We start from the raw sequence: 18,484 nt of genomic DNA, 5'->3' as shown, positions 1-18,484 counted from the left end.
AGAAAAAGCTCAGTGCGCAAGCACGGTCTCGATTTCGGCAACGTCGAACGCCGGCGGGCGTGGGTGCTGTTGCCAGGCCGTCATGTCGGCGTTGCGATCGGCGAAGGGCGCGGGCAAGCGCGAGAAGCCCGGCGTCCGCAGCCATAGCCTCAGCAGGTGCCGCTTGCGCTCGACCTCGGGCCAGTCCTCATAGTCGCCGCGCGAATGCAGCACCACGTAGTTGTTCAGGAACTGCATGTCGCCGGGCTCGAAGGACATCTCCATATGGAAAGCCGGGTCGCTGCACAAGGAGTCCATCAGATCGAGCGCTTCCATCTGCTCCGGGCTCAGGCGCGGAACCTCTGCGAAGCGTTGTGCAGATTCGATGTACGTGCGGTTGTACCGAACGAACAAGCGGCCATCCAGGTGGTTGAAGCATGGCGTCACGTAATAGCGCTTCTGTCCGACGTTTTCTTCGCCGCGGCGGTCCACACAGAAGGGTTCGCACATCACCGCCCACAGGTCGGGGCGTCGAGCCACGAATTCGTTGTGGATCGCGGCGGCACTGACGATGCGAGAAGTGCCGCCCTGCTTCGCCTTTTGCAGGCACAGCAAGCCGACGACGTCGGTGGAGTCGTTGTGGAAGGGAAGATGCGATCGCGTGTGGTACCCGCGCGCACGCATTTCGGTGTTCCAGTTCGCACCCAGATCGCGCACGTGGCCGAGCATGTCGCCCTGGGCGTTCTGCGCGAAGGCCTGGCCGAGATGCGCCCCGAGGCCCCAGTAGATGGTTGCGGCGTCCGCTTTCGAATAGCGCCCGACGGGCAGGCCGCGGAGCAGGGCGAAACCGCGCCCGTCTTCCAGCTGATTCAGGACGGAATTCATCTTCCGGGCAAGCCGGGGAATGACGAAGTCACTCCCGGAAAGCCCGGGAATCCCGATGCCCCGCGACTTGACGAGCGCGAGTGCTGATTCGAGCTCGGCAATGTCGCCCGGATCCAGTTGAATGGTCCAGTCGCTGCGAGCGCAGAGATCCTCGCCTTTCCATGCGCAGGGGTGCAGGTAGGCGCGCGGAACTGAAACAGGGGTGGTTGTCATGGGCCAGTCTCCTTTTTGCGGATGGCTAGTGGGCCAGTTCCACCTGCACCGCCGAAACGTCGAAGATCGGTGGCCGAGGATTCTTCTGCCAGGCGACCGTGTCCTCCAGGCGATCCTGGTACGCAGCTGGAAACTGCTGGAAGAAGCCGGTGTTGAGCCACAGCCTCAGAAGAAGGCGCCGCTGGCTGGGATCCGGGCCGTCTTCATAGTCCGTGCGCGAATGCAGCGTGGTGTGGTTGCTGATGAACTGCATGTCACCGCGCGCCAGCTCCATCGACAGGTGCATCTTCTCGTCGTTGCACAGCCGGTCTATCAGATCGAGCAACTCGATCTGTGCGTCGCTCAGTCGCGGCACATCGGGGAAGCGCTGCGCGGACTCGACATAGGTCCGGTTGTAGCGAACGAACAGATGGCCACCTGTGCGGGCAAACAGCGGGATAGCGTAGTGCGGCCCCTTGCCTTCGGGCGCTTCGCCGCGGCGATCCATGACGAAGTCTTCGTAGGCCAGGCGCAGCAGATCCGGGCGCTGCCTGAGCACCTCGTTGTGGATCGCCGTTGAACTGACGATGCGGGATATGCCACCCACGCGGGCCGGATGAATGCACAGCAGGCCGACGATGTCCATGAGGTCGTTGTGGTAGGGCAGGCTCTGGCGAGTCTGATAGCCGCGCGCATTCGGATCGGCCCGAAAGTCCGCGCCCAGGTTCGTGACATGGCCCAGCACGTCGCCCTGCGCGTTCTGTGCAGCGCCTTGCCCCAGGTAGGCGCCGATGCACCAGTAGGCCAGCGCCGCGTCCTCCAGCGTATAGCGGTCGATGTCGAAGCCGCGCAGCAGGACGAAGCCGCGCCCCTGCAGGATCTCCTGTTGCATGGCCTGCAACTTGGCGCCCAGCGGCCCGAGGTCAATGTCCGAGCGGCGCAGCCCCGGAATGCCGAGCCCGGCAGATCGCGCATCGCACACCGCGCGGTGCAGCAGTTCGTTGTCCTGCGCGTCCAGCCTCACGATCCATTCGCTGGATCGGCTCATGGCGTCGCCTCGCCAGGCGCTGGCGTGTTCGTAGGGACGATCGCTGAAGTTCATGGTGTCTCCTGGTTTGCATGTGAACAGGCTCAAGCGTAGGGATTGCGCCATCGCGCAATGAACATAAACGGCCATACACTGAACATATTCGGACAGCACGGGTAAACCATGAAGCCCCTCTCGCGCAGTGCCTCCTTGACCAACTACGCCGCCATGGCGCAAGCCGGCGGACTCGACCCCCTGGCGATGCTGCGCGAAGTCGGGATCGATCCCGCCTGCCTGAACGACCCGGACCTCAGGGTGCCTTCCGAGTCCATCGGCCAGTTGCTGGAGCGCTCGGCCGAGCGCTCGGGCTGGGAGGATTTCGGCGTGCGACTGGCCGAATCCAGGCCGTTCCTCGTGCTGGGACCGCTGGCCTTCCTGGTCCGCGAACAGAGCAACGTGCGCGCGTCGTTGCAGATGCTCTCCAGCTACATCCACCTGCACACCGAATCCCTTCAGATCTGGCTGGAAGAGGACACGCGGCAGGGGCGCCTGTGCTTTGAATACGTGGGGCGCCATACGTCCACGCGGCAGTCGCTGGATCAGTCGATCACAGTGGTGTACCGCTTTCTCAAGCAGGCGTTGCCCGAGGGATGGGAGCCCGACCGCGTCTGCTTCATGCACGAGGCGCCGCGCGATCTGCGGGTCATCCGGCGCGTGTTCTCGAACAGGGCAAGCTTCAAGGAGGCGATCAACGGCATCGTCCTCAAGCGCGTCGACCTGGATCGCCCGCTGTCAACCAGTTCCCAACTCGGACGCTATGCGCATGACTACGTGCAAACGCTGAACATGGGTACCCCGCGATCGACTGCGGACCAGGTGCGCCGCCTGATCCTGGCGGCGCTGGGAACCGACCACTGTTCCCAGGTCAACATCGCCGCACAGTTGGCAATGGATGTGAGGACCCTCCGCCGCCACCTGGACCGCGAGGCCACCTCGTTCAATGCGCTAATGCGCGAGGTCCGGCGCGAACTCGCTCCACGTTATCTGGCCGGCCCGGCGCGCTCGCGCAACGAACTGGCGATGCTGCTGGGTTTCAGCGCGCCCCAATCCTTCGCGCGCTGGTTCCGCAGCGAGTTCGGGATACCTGTCGCGAGTTGGACGTTGGACGAGGCTGACGTGGGAGCCAACCACCTTCGAACGGAGGCCGAATCAACGCACTCGCGCGGCATCGACCGGCGCTAGCTGCTCGAGAAATTCCAGCAGCAGATCGTTGACCTGATCAGGCCGTTCTTCTGCCGCGCTATGGCCCACGCCAGGCAGCATTACCTTTTTCCGCAGGCCGAGCAGATACGCTTCGAGTTGGTCATAGGCGCCGACGATCTGTTCGAAGGCCGGATCGGCAGCACCCCCGATGAAGAGGCTCGGTTGGCTCACCACCGCGCCCTCGAGAAAGGCCGTGATTTCCCAGTTGCGGTCCCTGCAGCGGTAGTAGTTCAGGGCGCCGGTGAATCCCGTGCGCGTGAATTCGTCGACGTAGTAGTCGAGGGCCCGCGGGCTCAGCCAGGGAGGGAAGACCTTTGGCTCGGTGAGCGTGTCGAGGATGGTTTCTCCAGGCTCGACGAACAAGCGCCAGCGCTCCTTGCCAGTCGCGTCACCGGAGATGGAATAGAAGATGCTGCGCAAGGTCTTGCGTGGGTCGCGCGACATTTCCCGGTCGGGCTTGCCGACTTGCTGGAAGTACAACTGGTAGAAGGTCTTGTCCTTCCCCATTGCGCGCCAGACGACGCTTGGCCATTCCTTGCCCCTGGGCGGCACCGGTGTGTTGAGCATGACGAGGGCTCGAAACAGGTCGGGCCTGAGCATGGCGGACGCTTGAGCGACCCAGGCGCCCAGGTCGTGTCCGACGATGACGGCGGATGTCTCGTCGAGGGCTCGCATCAGGCCGACCATGTCGCCCACTGCCCGACTCATGTCGTAGGCTTCAATGGAGACTGAACGGTCGGTCTGCCCGAAACCCCGCAGGTCGGGCGCGACGACCCGATAGCCGGCTTCGGCCAGGGCCCCGATCTGGCGCCTCCACATGTACCAGAGGTATGGAAATCCATGCAGCAGGATGACGAGCGGGCCCTGACCTTCGTCGACGTAATGCATGCGAATGCCGTTGACTTCGGCAAAGCAGTGATTGAACGCGTCAGGGTTGTCGGCATCCACTTGCCCCAGGGGGCGCGGCCGAACAATGTTCGTTGAAGCGCTCATCTCCATTGTCTACTCCTCTTCCAAAATTATCAGCCTCCAAGATAGCCTTGGTCGCTTGCGCAAGCCGTTTTACTTGGGACACAATATTTCAAAATTGGGACAGGTGACAGCGATGAATACTCTGACGCGAAGTGCCAGCCTGACCGACTACGAACACGTCGCCCGTCTGGTCGGGCTCGATCCGTTTCGCATGCTGCGAATGGCCAAGCTGCCAGCCGCCGTCCTCGACGATCCGAATCTGATGATCAGTGCCGATTCGGTTGCATGGCTGCTGGAGGAGTCGGCCCGCCTGTCCGGCCAGGAGGCCTTCGGACTTTTGCTCGCGGAAACGAGAAGCCTGGCCAACCTGGGCATGCTGGCCCTGGCGATGCGCGAGGAGCCAACGCTTCGCGCAGCATTGGAATCGTTTGTCCGCTACATGCGGCTGCACAACGCCGCCGTGCAATTGCGCCTCGAAGACGAAGGCGACTTCGTGCTGATACATGTAGGTGTGAACATGAAGCACGAGGGCTTCCGGCGCCAGGCCATCGAACAGGCGATGGGCGTCGTACTGCGGGTGTTGAGAGTGCTCAGTGGCGATACCTTCCGGCCGGAACGGTTCCTTTTCACCCACGAGCGGCCCGCCAGCCTTGCGGTGCATCGCCGCGTGCTGGGAAGGGCCATGGATTTCTCCCAGGAATCCAATGCCATCGTTTGCCGCGGCCGCGACCTGGATGTGCCAATTCCTGCTGCAGACCCGAAGCTGAACCGCGAGGTGAAACGATGGCTGGAGATGCAGCTGGTCAACATCCCCGACGAGCCGGCGCAGCGGACACGCGAGATCGTCAAGATGCTGCTGCCCAGCGGACTTTGCTCGGTGGATCGGGTTGCCCAGCACCTTGGCATGCATCGACGCACCCTGAACCGACAGCTGGCGGCCGAAGGTGAGAGTGTCACGACGGTCATCAATGCTGTACGTGCTGAACTAGCCGAGGAGTACCTGGCCCACAGCAAACGCAGGTTGTACGAGGTCGCCGAACTCCTGGGCTTTTCCTCCAGCACTCACTTTTCCAGCTGGTTCCGCAGTCAGTTCGGCAAGACACCCTCGGATTGGGCGGCCCACCACCGGCAGGGCAAGGCGGCAGCCCGGCCCATCTCGCAGAACTGAGAACGCAGGTGCGAGAGGCACGCTAGCTGCCTGAACTCCTGCACTGCTCCCCATACGTTCCTGAAGTTGCAGATCGCCGCTGCCCGCAATTGGCGGCCGCACGGACTGTGCCGAAGCGCTTTCGCCATCGGCTTGCCAGCCTTGCTGCCTCCTGGCTCCGGTGTCCCAATTTTGAACGAAATTGTCCCACCCCTGAAATCAGCTCGCGGCCCCAATATCTACCATTGAGCCCGTAGACGAACGAACCAGTGGCCCTTCCTGTTCAGCCACATCTGTCGGACGTAGCTACTGATCCGCCCCGCTCAAACACAGATTGGAGACATCAATGACAGCAACCGCCACAACCCCGCAATCCACCCTGCAAGCCACCCCACAAGCAACGCCCATGGCCGCACCGGCCATCGTCCGGCCATCGGTGCGCCAGCATTCGATCAAGGTGGAGCTTTGCACGCCCGCCATCGGCGCCGAACTCAGCAACATCAGCCTGGCCGATGCCGCCCACGACCCTGACGCCATTGCCGAAATCCGTGCGCTGTGGCTCAAGCACAAGGTGCTGTTCTTTCGCGATCAGGACATCTCGCCGATGGAGCAGCAGAACTTTGCCGCTCAATTCGCCGAACTCGAAAGCCATCCCTTTGCGCCGAGCCATCCCGAGGCGGACAAGCTGCTGGCGCTGTACCGCAATCTCGACCCGAGCAAGCCCGAGGGCTTCGTCGAGAAGGCCAGCCGCGAAAACATCTGGCATGCCGATGTCACCTACAAGAAGGCGCCCCCGCGCGGCGCAATCCTGCGCTGCGAACTGGGTCCGGACACCGGCGGCGACACCATCTGGTCCAACATGGTGATGGCCTACGAGAAGCTGCCCGAGGCCATCAAGCAACGCATCGATGGCCTGTACGCCAAGCACAGTGCCGAGCACGCCTTTGGCGCCCAGATGCCGATCGCAGACCGTCACGCGATGGCCGCGAAGAACCCCGCCGCCGAGCACCCGGTGGTGCTCACGCACCCTGAGACGGGCGAGAAGGTTTTGTACGTCAACACCGTGTTCACGACCCATTTCTCGAACTTCTACAACTTCGACGACATCCGGTACGGCCAGGACTTCATGCCGGAGGCGCATCACCTGCTGAACTACCTGACCTCCCAGGCCGCGATTCCGGAATACCAGGTGCGCCTGAAGTGGAGAAACAACACGGTTGCCATGTGGGACAACCTGGCGGTCCAGCACTACGCCGTGGCCGACTACGGCAAGGCGCCACGCAAGATGCTTCGCGCCACCCTCACGGGCACCGCGCTGAGCTGAACCCACCCACCAGTTCCCGCGGCAAATCCAGGGCACCGCCAACACGGCGGGCAGCCCTGGCACGTTCAAAAACCATTTCTCAACCCCACCTCTCTCACGGAGACAAACATGCTCTACCAACAAGTCGATACCGCAGTCACCGATGGCGCATCCCTGCCCTGGGTCCCGCTCGTGCCCTATGCAGACACCATCCTGCTGAAGTACTTCAAGCTCGACCCGATCAAGGGCGAATGGATCGTCATGATGAAGGCCCCGATGGGCGTCCAATTGCCCAAGCACCACCACACCGGCACGGTCATGGTCTACACCATCGAAGGCCAGTGGAAATACAAGGAACACGACTGGACCGCCGGGCCCGACAGCATCGTGTACGAGACCGCCGCATCGAGCCACACCTATGAACCCGTCTCGGCAGGCGCCAGCGGCTACGTGACCACGCTGGTGCAGGTGAACGGCGAACTCCTGTTCCTCGACGAGAACGAGAACGTCATCGCATCCGAAAACTGGAAGACCTCGCTGAAGCGCTATCTGGCCTATTGCGAGCAGCACGGCATCGAGGCCAAAGACCTCACGGCGTTCAACTGAGCTGATCGCACGGAGATCCTTGCGGGCACCCAAGGCTCCAAGCCTGGCCCGCTGAGGCTCTTGCGTCGTGTGCATTCAGCTGAACGTGCCCGCTGTTTCAGGTTGATCGTGGACGACTAAGACGGGTACTGCGCGAGCAGACAAGCGACAGATTTGCTCGACATTCCAACCGGCCCCTTTACTTCGACGCCGCTGCGTCACGCGCGGCACCCCCAACTGGAGAACAGCAGCATGGCTTTCCTGAGAGAGTGTTTGCGCGAGGTTCGCGTCGCGCGCCGCGATTGGGCGCCCGAAGAAATGGACTGGTTCCTGCAGCCCGGTGTTCGTGGCGACAGGTCGCATCGAAAGACCTCACCGCAGTCAACTGATCTGACTGCACGGGGATTCCATCGGTCACCCGGGTCCCCAAGCCCGCTGAGGCTCCTGACGACATGAACCCGAACAAGGTCGCCCAATGTCGCGAGCAATGAACAAGATGCTTCAACGCGGAGCGCACGCAACCGAAACCGCAACTGTTGTCACCGAGGAACGCCCCGCCCAATCGGGCACGCCCGTGCATCGCATCGTGATCGTGGGCGGTGGAGCGGGCGGGCTCGAGTTGGCCACTCAGTTGGGTGACCAATTGGGTCACCGCGGTGCGGCACAGGTCACGCTGATCGAGAAGGCGCGCACGCATTTCTGGAAGCCGCATCTGCACGAGATCGCTGCAGGCACGGTCAATTTGCACGCGCATGCGGTCGACTATCTCGCCCAGGCGCACTGGCACGGCTTCCGCTATTGCATGGGGGAGATGACGGGCCTGGACCGGCAGCGGCGCGAGGTGCATGTGGCGCCCTACATCGACGCGGAGCAAGGCGAGCACGTCACCGGCCCGCGCGTGTTCGGCTACGACACGCTGGTCATTGCCGTGGGCAGTCTCAACAACGACTTCGGCACGCCAGGCGTCCAGGAACACGCGATCCGGCTGGAGACGCCCGCGTTGGCGGTGCAGTTTCACCGCCGGCTCGTCAATGCATGCATGCGCGCAAACGCACAGAGCACCGCTCTTCGACCTGAACAGCTGCAGGTCGCCATCATCGGGGCCGGTGCAACGGGTGTGGAGCTGGCCGCCGAGTTGCACCACGCCACGCGTGCCCTGGTGTCCTACGGCCTGGACCACATCGATCCTGAGCGCGACATCAGGCTCAACCTGATCGAGGCCGGTCCGCGCGTGCTGCGCGCGCTGCCCGAGCGCATCTCCGCGGCGGCCACACAGTTGCTCGAGAAGCTCGACATTCGCGTGCGGACCAGCGCCAGGGTGACCGCCGTCACCGCCGCCGGTGTGCAGCTCGCGAACGGAGAAACCATTCCCGCTGAACTGGTGGTGTGGGCTGCCGGCGTCAAAGCGCCGGCATTCCTCGCCCAACTCGACGGCCTGGAAAGCAACGACATCAACCAGCTTGTCGTAAAGCCCACGCTGCAGACAACCGGCGACGACACCATTTTCGCCATCGGGGACTGCGCCGCCGCGCCTTGGATCGGACAAGACGGCAACGTGCCACCGCGCGCGCAGGTGGCGCACCAGCAGGCCGCGCACGTGCTTCGCCAGATCACTGGTCTCTTGCGCGGCAAACCGATGAAGCCTTGGCGCTACCGCGATTTCGGCTCCCTGGTGTCACTCGGCAGGCACACGACCGTGGGCAACCTGATGGGACGGCTCGTCGGCGGCAACCTGTGGATCGACGGCCTCTTCGCGCGCGGCATGTATATGTCGCTCTACAAGATGCACGAACTGGCCTTGCATGGTGCGTGGAAGACAGCGCTCGGTACAGCGGCGCGCTTCATGTTCCGGCGGACAGTTGCGCGGGTCAAGCTGCATTGATGCAACGACTCACCACAAGACCGGCGACACACTCGCCGGTCGTTCAGACCCAGCCAGCGGTTCTGGCCGCTCCCCATGTATTCGCACCTGAAGACGACGACCGCCAAGACGCAGGTGAGGCCGCCCTAAGACTCCAGTAGACGGTTGGGATCTGCCGCCTCGCAACGCGAGACGAAGCGCTGCAGGCTGTTCGACAACTTCTTCTGACGATGGCGAATCAGGTAGAAGCGTCGCGCCAGGCGCGGCAGGGTCGTGTTCACCAGCACCAGCCTCCGGAGCGTCAGCAGGTCCTGCACCGCGCACAGGGAGAGGCATGTCAGGCCCAGTCCTTCGGCCGCGGCCTGCTTGATGGCCTCGGTGCTGCCGAGCTGCATCGGTTGCACCCATTGGTGCAGGTGCGGCAGCAAGGCGTGCTCGACCGCCTCGCGGGTGCCGGAACCAGGCTCGCGCAGCAGCCAACGCTGCGTGCGCAATGCCTTCAGTCCGACGCGCGCGCCGAGATCTGCGCGCATCAGCGGATGCGACGGCGCGCAGACGATAGCCAGCACGTCTTCGAGCCAGGGCTGCGCATGCAGCTCGGGCTCGTGGCAAGGGCCTTCGATCAGCCCCACGTCCACCTCGAGCCGCGCCACCGCGGTGGCGATCTCGCTGGTGTTGCCGATGGTCACGTCGATGGTGGTTGCGGGCGAGTCGCGCAGGTGGCTCGCCACCAGCGCCGGCAACAGGTAGTTGCCGATCGTCGTGCTGGCGCCCACGCGCAGGTGCGTGGCGAGTCCCATGTCCTTGTCGGCCCCGCCGGCCAGGCCGAACTGCTTCTCGATGCCCTGGGCGCCGTCCAGCACGGCCCTGGCCTGCGGCAGCAGGGCACGGCCGGTGTCGTTCAGCACCAGGCGCTTGCCGACGCGGTCGAACAGCTGCGCGTCCAGCAGGGCTTCCAGTTCATTCAGCGCGCCGCTGGTCGCCGACTGCGACAGCGCGACCTGCAGCCCTGCCGCGGTGGTGCTGCCGGTGTCGGCCACCGCCGTGAAGATGTGAAGTTGTCGCAGCGTGAGGCGCATGGCGAAATCCTTTCTACCTGATCTACAGGTAGGTTATACGGAAACTATCCGTTTGTCAGATGAATCGAGATGGCTCAAAGTCCGTCCCATGCAATCCGCCCTGTCGAATCCAGCCCATCCCCAACACCTCATGTCCGCCCACGCTAATGCCCTCGCGCCGTCGAATGTCGCCGCATCCCATCCATCACCGCACGGCGTGTGGCCGCGCATCAGCGGCATGTTGCCCGGCCTGGCACTGGCCGGTGGCGTGGCCCTCGTCGCCATCGAGCTTGGCAAGATCGCCTGGCTGCAAGCCAACGGCATCAGCGCGCTGACACTGGCGATCGTGCTCGGCATGCTGGTGGGCAACACGGTCTATGCGCGCATCGCACCGGCCAGCGCCGCCGGCGTCGGGTTCTCCAAGCAGAAACTGCTGCGCCTGGGCATCATCCTGTACGGCCTGCGGTTGACCTTCCAGGACATCGGCAATGTCGGCATGGCCGGCGTGGTGATCGACGCCCTGGTGCTGTGCAGCACCTTCGCGCTCTCGTGGTTCGTCGGCACCCGCGTGCTCGGCCTGGATCGCAAGACCGCCATGCTGATCGGTGCCGGCAGCTCCATCTGTGGCGCTGCCGCGGTGATGGCGGCCGAGCCGGTGGTGCGCGGCCGTGCCGAACAGGTGACGGTGGCCGTCTCCACCGTGGTCGTGTTCGGCACGCTGGCGATGTTCCTGTACCCGGCGCTCTATCACCTGAACGAGCAATACCAGCTGATCTCGATGTCGCCGGGCGCCTACGGCATCTTCGCCGGCTCGACCATCCACGAAGTCGCGCAAGTCGTCGCCGCCGGGCGCGCCATCAGCGAAGAAGCAGCCAACACGGCCGTGATCGCGAAGATGGTCCGGGTCATGATGCTGGCGCCGTTCCTGATCGTGCTGTCGGCCTACCTGTCGCGATCGAAGGATGCGAGCGACGTGCAGCCCCAAGGGGCGCCTGCGCAGAAGTCCGGTGGCGTCGTGATTCCCTGGTTCGCGTTCGGCTTCGTCGTGGTGGCCGGCCTGAATTCCCTGGCCATCCTGCCCAAGCCGCTCGTCGGCGTGATGGTCGACATCGACACCGCGCTGCTCGCGATGGCGATGGCCGCACTCGGCCTGACCACCCATGCCTCGGCCATCCGCAAGGCGGGCATCAAGCCGCTGGCACTCGCGGCGCTGCTGGCCGCGTGGTTGTTGGGTGGTGGCCTCGCCATCCACTCGGGTGTCAGCGCCTTGTTCGCATAAGGCCGCGTGCCCCTGCAACCGACCTTGAAAGCCCCCGGATGAAACACCTCGCCCTCGCCACCACGATCTGCCTTGCCGCTCTGGCCGCGGCCGGTGCCAGCACCACAATGGCCGCGGAGCCGGTGCCCTCCCCCGCAGTGACGGCGCGCTGGACCTTCGACGGCAGCATTCACAACAACTCGCTGGCCCTGAGCCCCGACGAGCGTACCGCCGTCGTGTCGTACAGCGAACGACCCGAAGTGATCGTCTTCGATCTCTCGACGGGCAAGGTGCGCGCCGTGCTGCACGGCTTCGTGACACCGCGCAACATCATCTTCGCCCCATCTGGCCGGCAGTTCTACGTGTCCGACAGCAGCCTGGGCACCGTCGCCGTGATCGATACCGCGAGCCTTGAGACCGTGAACAGGCTGCCGGTCGGCGCTGGCGCGTTCGGCACCGTGTTGAGCAAGGACGGCGGCACGCTGTACGTCAACAATCAGGCCGCCAATACCGTCACGCGCTACGACCTCGCGGCACAGCAGCCGCGCGCGGTGGTCACCGGCTTTGCGCAGCCACGGCAGGGTGTGCGCCTCAGCCCGGACGGACAGGCCTTGTACGTGACCAATTTCCTCGGCGACAAGATCACGGTCGTCGACACGACGACCAACCGGATCACGGGCGAAATCACCGGTTTCGACAAATTGCGCGCCATCTCGGTCGCGGCCGACGGCAAAACGATCTTTGCCGCCAACAGCGGCAGCAACACGATCGCGGTGGTCGACGTCGACAAGCGCAGGATTGCCACCACGATCACGGTCGGCAGAGACCCGTATGGCGCCGCGCTCTCGCCCGACGGACTGTTCGTCTACGTGGGCAATCTCGGCGACAACACGGTCTCGGTGATCTCGGTGGCCACGCAGCAAGTCGTCTCCACCATCACCGGCTTCAAGGAGCCGCGCCAGGCGATCGTGTTCGCACGCGACGGCATGCTCGCCTATGTGCTGAACGAAGACCTGAGCGTGTCCAGGGTCGACCGCGCGAGCAACCGCATCGTGGGCACGCTCGCGGCTCCCGCTTTCTGAGGCGCTGCCTTCAATGCGCAGGGGGTGACGCAAGGCGCGCCGAGGGCAATCGGCCACTGATCGGCGGATCGTCTGCGAAGACGCAGCAACTAGTTCACCCTGACACCCTCAGTGCCGGCCAGGCGGCTGCCAGGGCCCGGCCTTTCCGGGCTTGGCATGCCGCACGCGATGCGCCCGCTCCAGCCGCTCGTACTCCGCAATCACCTGCGCCCCGAACAGCACCAGCGTGGCGGCGATCTCCAGGCTCAGCAGCACCACGATGGCCGTGGTCAGCGACCCATACACCACGTTCACCTGCGACAGGCTCGTGAAGTACCAGATCAGCACCCGGCGTGTCACTTCCCACAGCAGCGCCGCCGTCACGCCGCCCAGCAGCGCATGGCGCCATGACAGCCGCCCGACCGGCATCACCAGGTAGAGCGAGGTCAGCATGAAGATCTCGCCCGCCAGCCCCAGCAGGTACAGCAACAGCCCCGAGACGCCCGAGAGCGACCAGCTGTGCCCCAGCAACTCGACGCTTTCCTGCCCGATCAGCTGCAGCGCGCCCGCCACCAGCGTCACCAGCACCAGCCCCACGCACAGGCTCAGGATGTAGAGGTACGGCATCACCAGCGACAGCAGCGCATGCCGCCGGTGCAGTTCCTTGCGATGGTGAAAGATCACCGCCATGGCGCTTTCGAGCACGGTGAATGCCAGCGAACTGAAGAAGATCATCGTGATCAGCAACACCGGCCCCAGCACGTCGCGGTGGTCCAGGAAGTTCGACAACTCCGTGACGATCGCCCTGGACTGCCCGGGCAGCAGCCATTCCAGGTAGCGCCCGATGGTGCCCAGCAGCTCGTGCTCGCCGATGAAGTGCGACATCGCCATCACGATGACGATCAGCAGCGGCACGATCGACAGCAGCGCGTAGTAGGCGACCGCGCCGGCCAGCAGCAGGCCCTGGTTCGCCTTGAAGGCCTTGAGCGCGCCCCACGCGAAGCGCAGCGGGTGGCGCATGAACGGGGGGGCGTTGGCGAGCGGGTTGCGCAGCATCGTCGGTGCAGTATGCCGCCGCCGGACGCAGGCCAGAAGCCTTGCGTATCATCTGCCGCTCCCCGCCTACATGACCATCCCCGCTTCTTTCATCCAGGAACTGATCGCGCGCGCCGACGTGGTGGAAATCGTCGGCCGCTATGTGCAGTTGAAGAAGACCGGCGCGAATTTCTCCGGCCTGTGCCCCTTCCACAGCGAGAAGTCGCCCTCCTTCTCCGTCAGCCCGACCAAGCAGTTCTATCACTGCTTCGGTTGCGGCGTGCACGGCAACGCCATCGGCTTCCTGATGGAGCATGCGGGCATGGGTTTCGTCGAGGCGGTGCACGACCTGGCTGGCCAGTACGGCCTTCAGGTACCGGAAGACGACGCCTCGCCCGAGGAACGCGCCCGCGCCGCCGGGCAGCGCCAGAAGCAGGCCACGCTGACGGAAGTGCTTGAAAAAGCCGGCGACGCCTACCGCAAGCACCTGCGCGACTCGGACACCGCCGTCAACTACCTGAAAGGCCGCGGCGTCTCCGGCGAGGTGGCCAGGCAATACGGCATCGGGTACGCCCCGCCCGGCTGGCGCACGCTGGCCAGCGTGTTTCCCGAATACGACAACCCGCTGCTGGCCGAATCCGGGCTGGTGATCACCGGCGAGGACGGCGAGGACAAGCGCTACGACCGCTTCCGCGACCGGGTGATGTTCCCGATCCGCAACGTCAAGGGGGAATGCATCGGCTTCGGCGGGCGCGTGCTCGGCGACGAGAAGCCCAAGTACCTCAATTCGCCGGAGACGCCCGTGTTCAGCAAGGGGCGCGAGTTGTACGGCCTGTTCGAGGCCCGCGCGGCGCTGCGCGACAAGGGCTACGTGCTGGTCACGGAAGGCTACATGGACGTGGTGGCGTTGGCGCAGCTGGGTTTTCCGAATGCGGTGGCCACGCTGGGCACGGCCTGCACGCCGGAACATGTCCAGAAGCTGTTCCGCTTCACCGATTCGGTGGTTTTCAGCTTCGACGGCGATGGTGCGGGCCGGCGGGCGGCGCGCAAGGCGCTCGATGGCGCCCTGCCCTTTGCCACCGACGTGCGCAGCATCAAGTTCCTGTTCCTGCCGGCGGAGCACGATCCGGACAGCTTCATCCGCGAACACGGCGCCGAAGCGTTTTCCCGCTTCGTCGGCGAGGCGACGCCGCTCAGCCGCTTCATGCTGGACGCGGCGCGCGACGGCTGCGACCTGGGCACGGCGGAGGGCCGCGCCCGCATGACCAGCAATGTGCGTCCGCTCTGGACGGCCATGCCCGACGGCGCGCTGAAGCGGCAACTGCTGGAAGAGATCGCGGGGCTGGTGCAGCTCGGCTCGCAGGCTCTGACCGACCTCTGGAAGCCGGCCGCGCCACCCCGGCGCGGGTCGCCGCCGCCGCAAGCGATGGACGACGGGCCGCCCATGCCGGATGGCGACTGGGAGCCTTCCTGGTCGCCCGACTACGGCCCGGGCGAGAGCGGAGGGGGCGGCGGGGGCGATGGCGGCGGCAAGCGCCCGTTCAAGAAGAAATGGGAAAAGGGCAACTGGGAGAAAGGCAGCCGCTGGGGCCGCGACAAGTCCGCCGCGGATTCGGCGCCGCGCGGCCGGTCCCTGCCCATCGGCCGCTCGGACGTCGCGGTCCGCCTGCTGCTGTCGAACACCAGCGCCTGGGAGGCGCTCAGTCAGGAGATGCACGGCATCCTCTGCGACCTGCCGGGCATGCACGGCCAGCTTTTTGCGTGGCTCGACAGCCAGGTGCACGAGCATGGTGCGCAGCCCTGGGCCGCGCTGCGCGAAGGCATGCGCGAACTGCCGTTCGAGGCGCTGGCGAGCAAGGTCATGACCGGCCCGGATGGCGCGCCGATCGATGTCGGGGCCGACCCGGCGGCGGCGGAAGCCGCGGCCGAACTGCGCAACGTGCTCGACTACATCCTCGACGACCACCTCAAGGCCCAGGAAACGGAGGCCATTGCCGCCGCGGGCACCGACCCGGGCGCCATCGACCGCTACCGGGCGTTGCAGGCACGCCGACGCGAGCTGCAATTGCGCCTTTCTCCCGCACGTAATACCTCTTGAATTCTGGTTGTCAAGCTATAATCTAAGGCTGTCTGTACGGCAAGAGCGACAGCAGCACCTCCGGGCCGACCCCACGCGCAATGCACTTCCCAACGGGAAAAGGGTCAATACACCGCAAGGACTGCACACCAAATGTTCGCCCGACATCTTGCCGTCTGGAGAGATTCCTCTCCGTTTCTGTATGCCCGCGCCGGGTAGGCGCAGCCAAACCCTGTTTGGCTCAGTGATTCCGCTTGTTCATTCTTGATCCACGAGGTCGTATGCCCAGCTCCAAGAAGCCTGCCGTGTCAGCCACCAAACCCGTCGCGGCGAAGCCGTTGAAGGCCACTGCCGCCCCCAAGGCGACCGTCGCCCCGACTGCCACGAAAGCCAAACCTGTGACCTCCACGAAATCGCCCGCCACCGCTGAACTCAAGAAACCTGCCGCAGCCGCCACCGCCGTGGCCGCCGCGCCTGCCGCTGCAGCTGCCCCGCGCAAGGTCGGCCGCCCGCCCAAGGCCGCCGCTGCGGCCGGCGATGCCGCCCCCGCCACCACCGGCGCCAAGCGCGGCCGCAAGCCCAAGGCGAAGGGGAAGGACGACGCGCCGGCGAGCGACATCGACATGTCGGACATCGAGGACGACCTGGCGGGTGAGCCGGTCGTCGCCTCGACCGAGGAAAAGGTCAAGCCGCTGCGCATGAAGATCAGCAAGGCGAAGGAACGCGCCTTGATGAAGGAGTTCGGCCTCGACGAGACCGTGCTCTCCGAGGAAGACATGGCCAAGCGCCGCCAGCGCCTGAAGACGCTGATCACGCTGGGCAAGACGCGCGGCTACCTGACGCAGGGCGAAATCTCCGACCACTTGCCCGACAAGCTGGTCGACGCCGAGACCATGGAAGTCGTGGTCACGATGCTGAACGACCTCGGCGTGGCGGTGTACGAGCAGACGCCGGACGCCGAGACGCTGCTGCTGAACAACACGGCCCCCACCGCCACCACCGTCGAGGAAGCCGAGGAAGAAGCCGAAGCGGCACTTTCCACCGTGGACAGCGAATTCGGCCGGACCACCGACCCGGTCCGCATGTACATGCGCGAAATGGGCACGGTCGAGCTGCTGACGCGCGAAGGCGAAATCGAGATCGCCAAGCGCATCGAAGGCGGCCTGATGGCCATGATGGAAGCGATCTCGGCGTCGCCCGCCACCATCGCCGAGATCCTGCGCCTGGGCAATGAGATCCGCGAAGGCAAGGTCGTCATCTCGACCATCGTCGACGGCTTCTCCAACCCCAATGAAGCCGACGACTACGTGGCCGAGGAAGACTTCGACGAGTTCGACGCGGAAGACGACGACGACGGCAACGGCGGCTCCAAGGCCCTGACCAAGAAGCTCGAAGAACTCAAGCGCGACGCGCTGGGGCGCTTCGACCGCATGGCCGAGCTGTTCGAGAAGGTCCACAAGATCTACGACAAGGAAGGCTACGGCACGCCGGCCTACGACAAGGCGCAGCGTGCCCTGTCGGACGAGCTGATGACCATCCGCTTCACCGCCCGCACCATCGAGAAGCTGTGCGACATGGTCCGCACGCAGGTCGACGACGTGCGCAAGAAGGAACGCGAGCTGCGCCGCATCATCGTGGACAAGTGCGGCTTCCCGCAGGAAGAGTTCATCCGCGACTTCAGCGGCCTCGACAAGCACGGCCACAAGGTCCCGTCCAACCTGCTGAACCAGAAATGGGTCGAGAAGCAGGCCGCCTCCGGCAAGCCGTGGAGCGCCGTGCTCGCGCGCAACATCCCGCCGGTGCAGGAACTGCAGCAGAAGCTGGCCGACATCCAGTCGCGCGTGGTGGTGCCGCTGACGCAGCTCAAGGACATCAACAAGCGCATGAACGAGGGCGAATCGTCCTCGCGCGATGCCAAGAAGGAAATGATCGAGGCCAACCTGCGCCTCGTGATCTCCATCGCCAAGAAGTACACCAATCGCGGCCTGCAGTTCCTCGACCTGATCCAGGAAGGCAACATCGGCCTGATGAAGGCGGTGGACAAGTTCGAATACCGTCGCGGCTACAAGTTCTCGACCTATGCGACGTGGTGGATCCGCCAGGCGATCACCCGCTCGATCGCCGACCAGGCACGCACCATCCGCATCCCGGTGCACATGATCGAGACGATCAACAAGATGAACCGCATCTCGCGCCAGCATTTGCAGGAATTCGGCTTTGAGCCGGACGCCGGCATCCTGGCCGCGAAGATGGAGATCCCGGAAGACAAGATCCGCAAGATCATGAAGATCGCCAAGGAGCCGATCTCCATGGAAACGCCGATCGGTGACGACGACGATTCGCACCTGGGCGACTTCATCGAGGACAGCAGCAACACGGCGCCGATCGAGGCCGCGATGCAGGCGGGTCTCCGCGACGTGGTCAAGGACATCCTCGACTCGCTGACGCCGCGCGAAGCCAAGGTGCTGCGGATGCGCTTCGGCATCGAGATGTCGACCGACCACACGCTGGAAGAAGTCGGCAAGCAGTTCGACGTGACGCGCGAGCGCATCCGCCAGATCGAGGCGAAGGCGCTGCGCAAGCTCAAGCACCCGTCGCGTTCGGACAAGCTGCGCTCGTTCATCGATACGCTGTAAGCACACGCCGTCGAAAGCGGACTTGACCGGCCGCGAAGGACGCGAAGATACGCAAAGGTCGCGAAAGAACAGCCAAATTCTTCTTGGCTTCTTTCGCGTCCTTCGCGGAAACTTCGCGACCTTTGCGTCCGGAAGTCCGCTTTTT

14 protein-coding genes are annotated in these 18,484 nt (G+C 64.6%); 9 read left to right on the top strand and 5 right to left on the bottom strand.

What is annotated here, in order from left to right:
• Window positions 1-9 precede the first annotated feature (9 nt).
• A complete protein-coding gene (locus HB681_RS18125) occupies window positions 10-1,077 on the bottom strand; it encodes a TauD/TfdA family dioxygenase (RefSeq protein ID WP_213956257.1) in 1,068 nt (355 codons plus the stop codon).
• Between the two features lie 25 nt (window positions 1,078-1,102).
• Complete coding sequence (locus HB681_RS18120; protein WP_213956256.1) at window positions 1,103-2,158, bottom strand: TauD/TfdA family dioxygenase; 1,056 nt, start codon at window positions 2,156-2,158, stop codon at window positions 1,103-1,105.
• 108 nt (window positions 2,159-2,266) lie between these two features.
• On the opposite strand from HB681_RS18120, the gene HB681_RS18115 reads away from it, so the two are divergent.
• On the top strand, window positions 2,267-3,325 hold the full coding sequence (locus HB681_RS18115; RefSeq protein ID WP_213956255.1) for an AraC family transcriptional regulator: 1,059 nt from the start codon (window positions 2,267-2,269) through the stop codon (window positions 3,323-3,325).
• Here HB681_RS18115 and HB681_RS18110 read toward each other — a convergent pair.
• A complete protein-coding gene (locus HB681_RS18110) occupies window positions 3,293-4,234 on the bottom strand; it encodes an alpha/beta hydrolase (RefSeq protein ID WP_213956431.1) in 942 nt (313 codons plus the stop codon). The two genes, HB681_RS18115 and HB681_RS18110, sit on opposite strands and share 33 nt — an antisense overlap.
• A gap of 217 nt (window positions 4,235-4,451) precedes the next feature.
• Here HB681_RS18110 and HB681_RS18105 point away from each other — a divergent pair, with 217 nt between their 5' ends.
• The 4 genes from HB681_RS18105 to HB681_RS18090 all read left to right on the top strand — a co-directional run bounded on the left by HB681_RS18105 (window position 4,452) and on the right by HB681_RS18090 (window position 9,235).
• Window positions 4,452-5,486, top strand: a complete 1,035-nt coding sequence (locus tag HB681_RS18105; RefSeq protein ID WP_213956254.1) for an AraC family transcriptional regulator — start codon at window positions 4,452-4,454, stop codon at window positions 5,484-5,486.
• Window positions 5,487-5,871: 385 nt separating this feature from the next.
• Complete coding sequence (locus HB681_RS18100; protein ID WP_213956430.1) at window positions 5,872-6,789, top strand: TauD/TfdA family dioxygenase; 918 nt, start codon at window positions 5,872-5,874, stop codon at window positions 6,787-6,789.
• A gap of 108 nt (window positions 6,790-6,897) precedes the next feature.
• Window positions 6,898-7,374 carry a 2,4'-dihydroxyacetophenone dioxygenase family protein gene (locus HB681_RS18095; RefSeq protein ID WP_213956253.1) on the top strand — a complete coding sequence of 159 codons (477 nt, stop codon included), beginning with the start codon at window positions 6,898-6,900 and terminating at the stop codon, window positions 7,372-7,374.
• A 454-nt stretch (window positions 7,375-7,828) separates the two neighbouring features.
• Window positions 7,829-9,235 carry an NAD(P)/FAD-dependent oxidoreductase gene (locus HB681_RS18090; RefSeq protein ID WP_256734999.1) on the top strand — a complete coding sequence of 469 codons (1,407 nt, stop codon included), beginning with the start codon at window positions 7,829-7,831 and terminating at the stop codon, window positions 9,233-9,235.
• A gap of 125 nt (window positions 9,236-9,360) precedes the next feature.
• On the opposite strand, the gene HB681_RS18085 is transcribed toward HB681_RS18090, so the two are convergent.
• The gene (locus tag HB681_RS18085; protein ID WP_213956252.1) at window positions 9,361-10,293 is read right to left on the bottom strand and encodes a LysR family transcriptional regulator; all 933 of its coding nucleotides are present in this window, start codon (window positions 10,291-10,293) and stop codon (window positions 9,361-9,363) included.
• 217 nt (window positions 10,294-10,510) lie between these two features.
• Here HB681_RS18085 and HB681_RS18080 point away from each other — a divergent pair, with 217 nt between their 5' ends.
• Both HB681_RS18080 and HB681_RS18075 read left to right on the top strand, forming a co-directional pair.
• Entirely contained in the window at window positions 10,511-11,551 is a 1,041-nt protein-coding gene (locus HB681_RS18080) for a YeiH family protein (protein ID WP_256735007.1), read from the top strand.
• 38 nt (window positions 11,552-11,589) lie between these two features.
• Window positions 11,590-12,612 (top strand): beta-propeller fold lactonase family protein, encoded by a 1,023-nt coding sequence (locus HB681_RS18075; protein ID WP_213956250.1) that lies wholly within the window; start codon window positions 11,590-11,592, stop codon window positions 12,610-12,612.
• Between the two features lie 108 nt (window positions 12,613-12,720).
• Here the strand turns inward: HB681_RS18075 and HB681_RS18070 are convergent, their stop codons facing one another.
• Window positions 12,721-13,611 (bottom strand): YihY/virulence factor BrkB family protein, encoded by an 891-nt coding sequence (locus HB681_RS18070; protein WP_256735006.1) that lies wholly within the window; start codon window positions 13,609-13,611, stop codon window positions 12,721-12,723.
• Between the two features lie 106 nt (window positions 13,612-13,717).
• Here HB681_RS18070 and dnaG point away from each other — a divergent pair, with 106 nt between their 5' ends.
• Both dnaG and rpoD read left to right on the top strand, forming a co-directional pair.
• Window positions 13,718-15,724 (top strand): DNA primase, encoded by a 2,007-nt coding sequence (dnaG, locus tag HB681_RS18065; RefSeq protein WP_213956248.1) that lies wholly within the window; start codon window positions 13,718-13,720, stop codon window positions 15,722-15,724.
• 260 nt (window positions 15,725-15,984) lie between these two features.
• Window positions 15,985-18,339, top strand: a complete 2,355-nt coding sequence (gene rpoD, locus HB681_RS18060) for an RNA polymerase sigma factor RpoD (protein WP_213956247.1) — start codon at window positions 15,985-15,987, stop codon at window positions 18,337-18,339.
• Window positions 18,340-18,484 lie beyond the last annotated feature (145 nt).

Source organism: Variovorax sp. dw_954 (genome assembly GCF_018449755.1).
Lineage (GTDB): Bacteria > Pseudomonadota > Gammaproteobacteria > Burkholderiales > Burkholderiaceae_C > Variovorax.
This window is presented reverse-complemented; position numbering and strand designations above follow the sequence as displayed.

Bases quoted from the DNA above. Each gene is read 5' to 3' on its own strand.
- HB681_RS18125 (WP_213956257.1), bottom strand. From the start codon at position 1,077: ATGACAACCACCCCTGTTTCAGTTCCGCGCGCCTACCTGCACCCCTGC.
- HB681_RS18120 (WP_213956256.1), bottom strand. From the start codon at position 2,158: ATGAACTTCAGCGATCGTCCCTACGAACACGCCAGCGCCTGGCGAGGC.
- HB681_RS18115 (WP_213956255.1), top strand. From the start codon at position 2,267: ATGAAGCCCCTCTCGCGCAGTGCCTCCTTGACCAACTACGCCGCCATG.
- HB681_RS18110 (WP_213956431.1), bottom strand. From the start codon at position 4,234: ATGCATTACGTCGACGAAGGTCAGGGCCCGCTCGTCATCCTGCTGCAT.
- HB681_RS18105 (WP_213956254.1), top strand. From the start codon at position 4,452: ATGAATACTCTGACGCGAAGTGCCAGCCTGACCGACTACGAACACGTC.
- HB681_RS18100 (WP_213956430.1), top strand. From the start codon at position 5,872: ATGGCCGCACCGGCCATCGTCCGGCCATCGGTGCGCCAGCATTCGATC.
- HB681_RS18095 (WP_213956253.1), top strand. From the start codon at position 6,898: ATGCTCTACCAACAAGTCGATACCGCAGTCACCGATGGCGCATCCCTG.
- HB681_RS18090 (WP_256734999.1), top strand. From the start codon at position 7,829: ATGTCGCGAGCAATGAACAAGATGCTTCAACGCGGAGCGCACGCAACC.
- HB681_RS18085 (WP_213956252.1), bottom strand. From the start codon at position 10,293: ATGCGCCTCACGCTGCGACAACTTCACATCTTCACGGCGGTGGCCGAC.
- HB681_RS18080 (WP_256735007.1), top strand. From the start codon at position 10,511: ATGTTGCCCGGCCTGGCACTGGCCGGTGGCGTGGCCCTCGTCGCCATC.
- HB681_RS18075 (WP_213956250.1), top strand. From the start codon at position 11,590: ATGAAACACCTCGCCCTCGCCACCACGATCTGCCTTGCCGCTCTGGCC.
- HB681_RS18070 (WP_256735006.1), bottom strand. From the start codon at position 13,611: ATGCGCCACCCGCTGCGCTTCGCGTGGGGCGCGCTCAAGGCCTTCAAG.
- dnaG (WP_213956248.1), top strand. From the start codon at position 13,718: ATGACCATCCCCGCTTCTTTCATCCAGGAACTGATCGCGCGCGCCGAC.
- rpoD (WP_213956247.1), top strand. From the start codon at position 15,985: ATGCCCAGCTCCAAGAAGCCTGCCGTGTCAGCCACCAAACCCGTCGCG.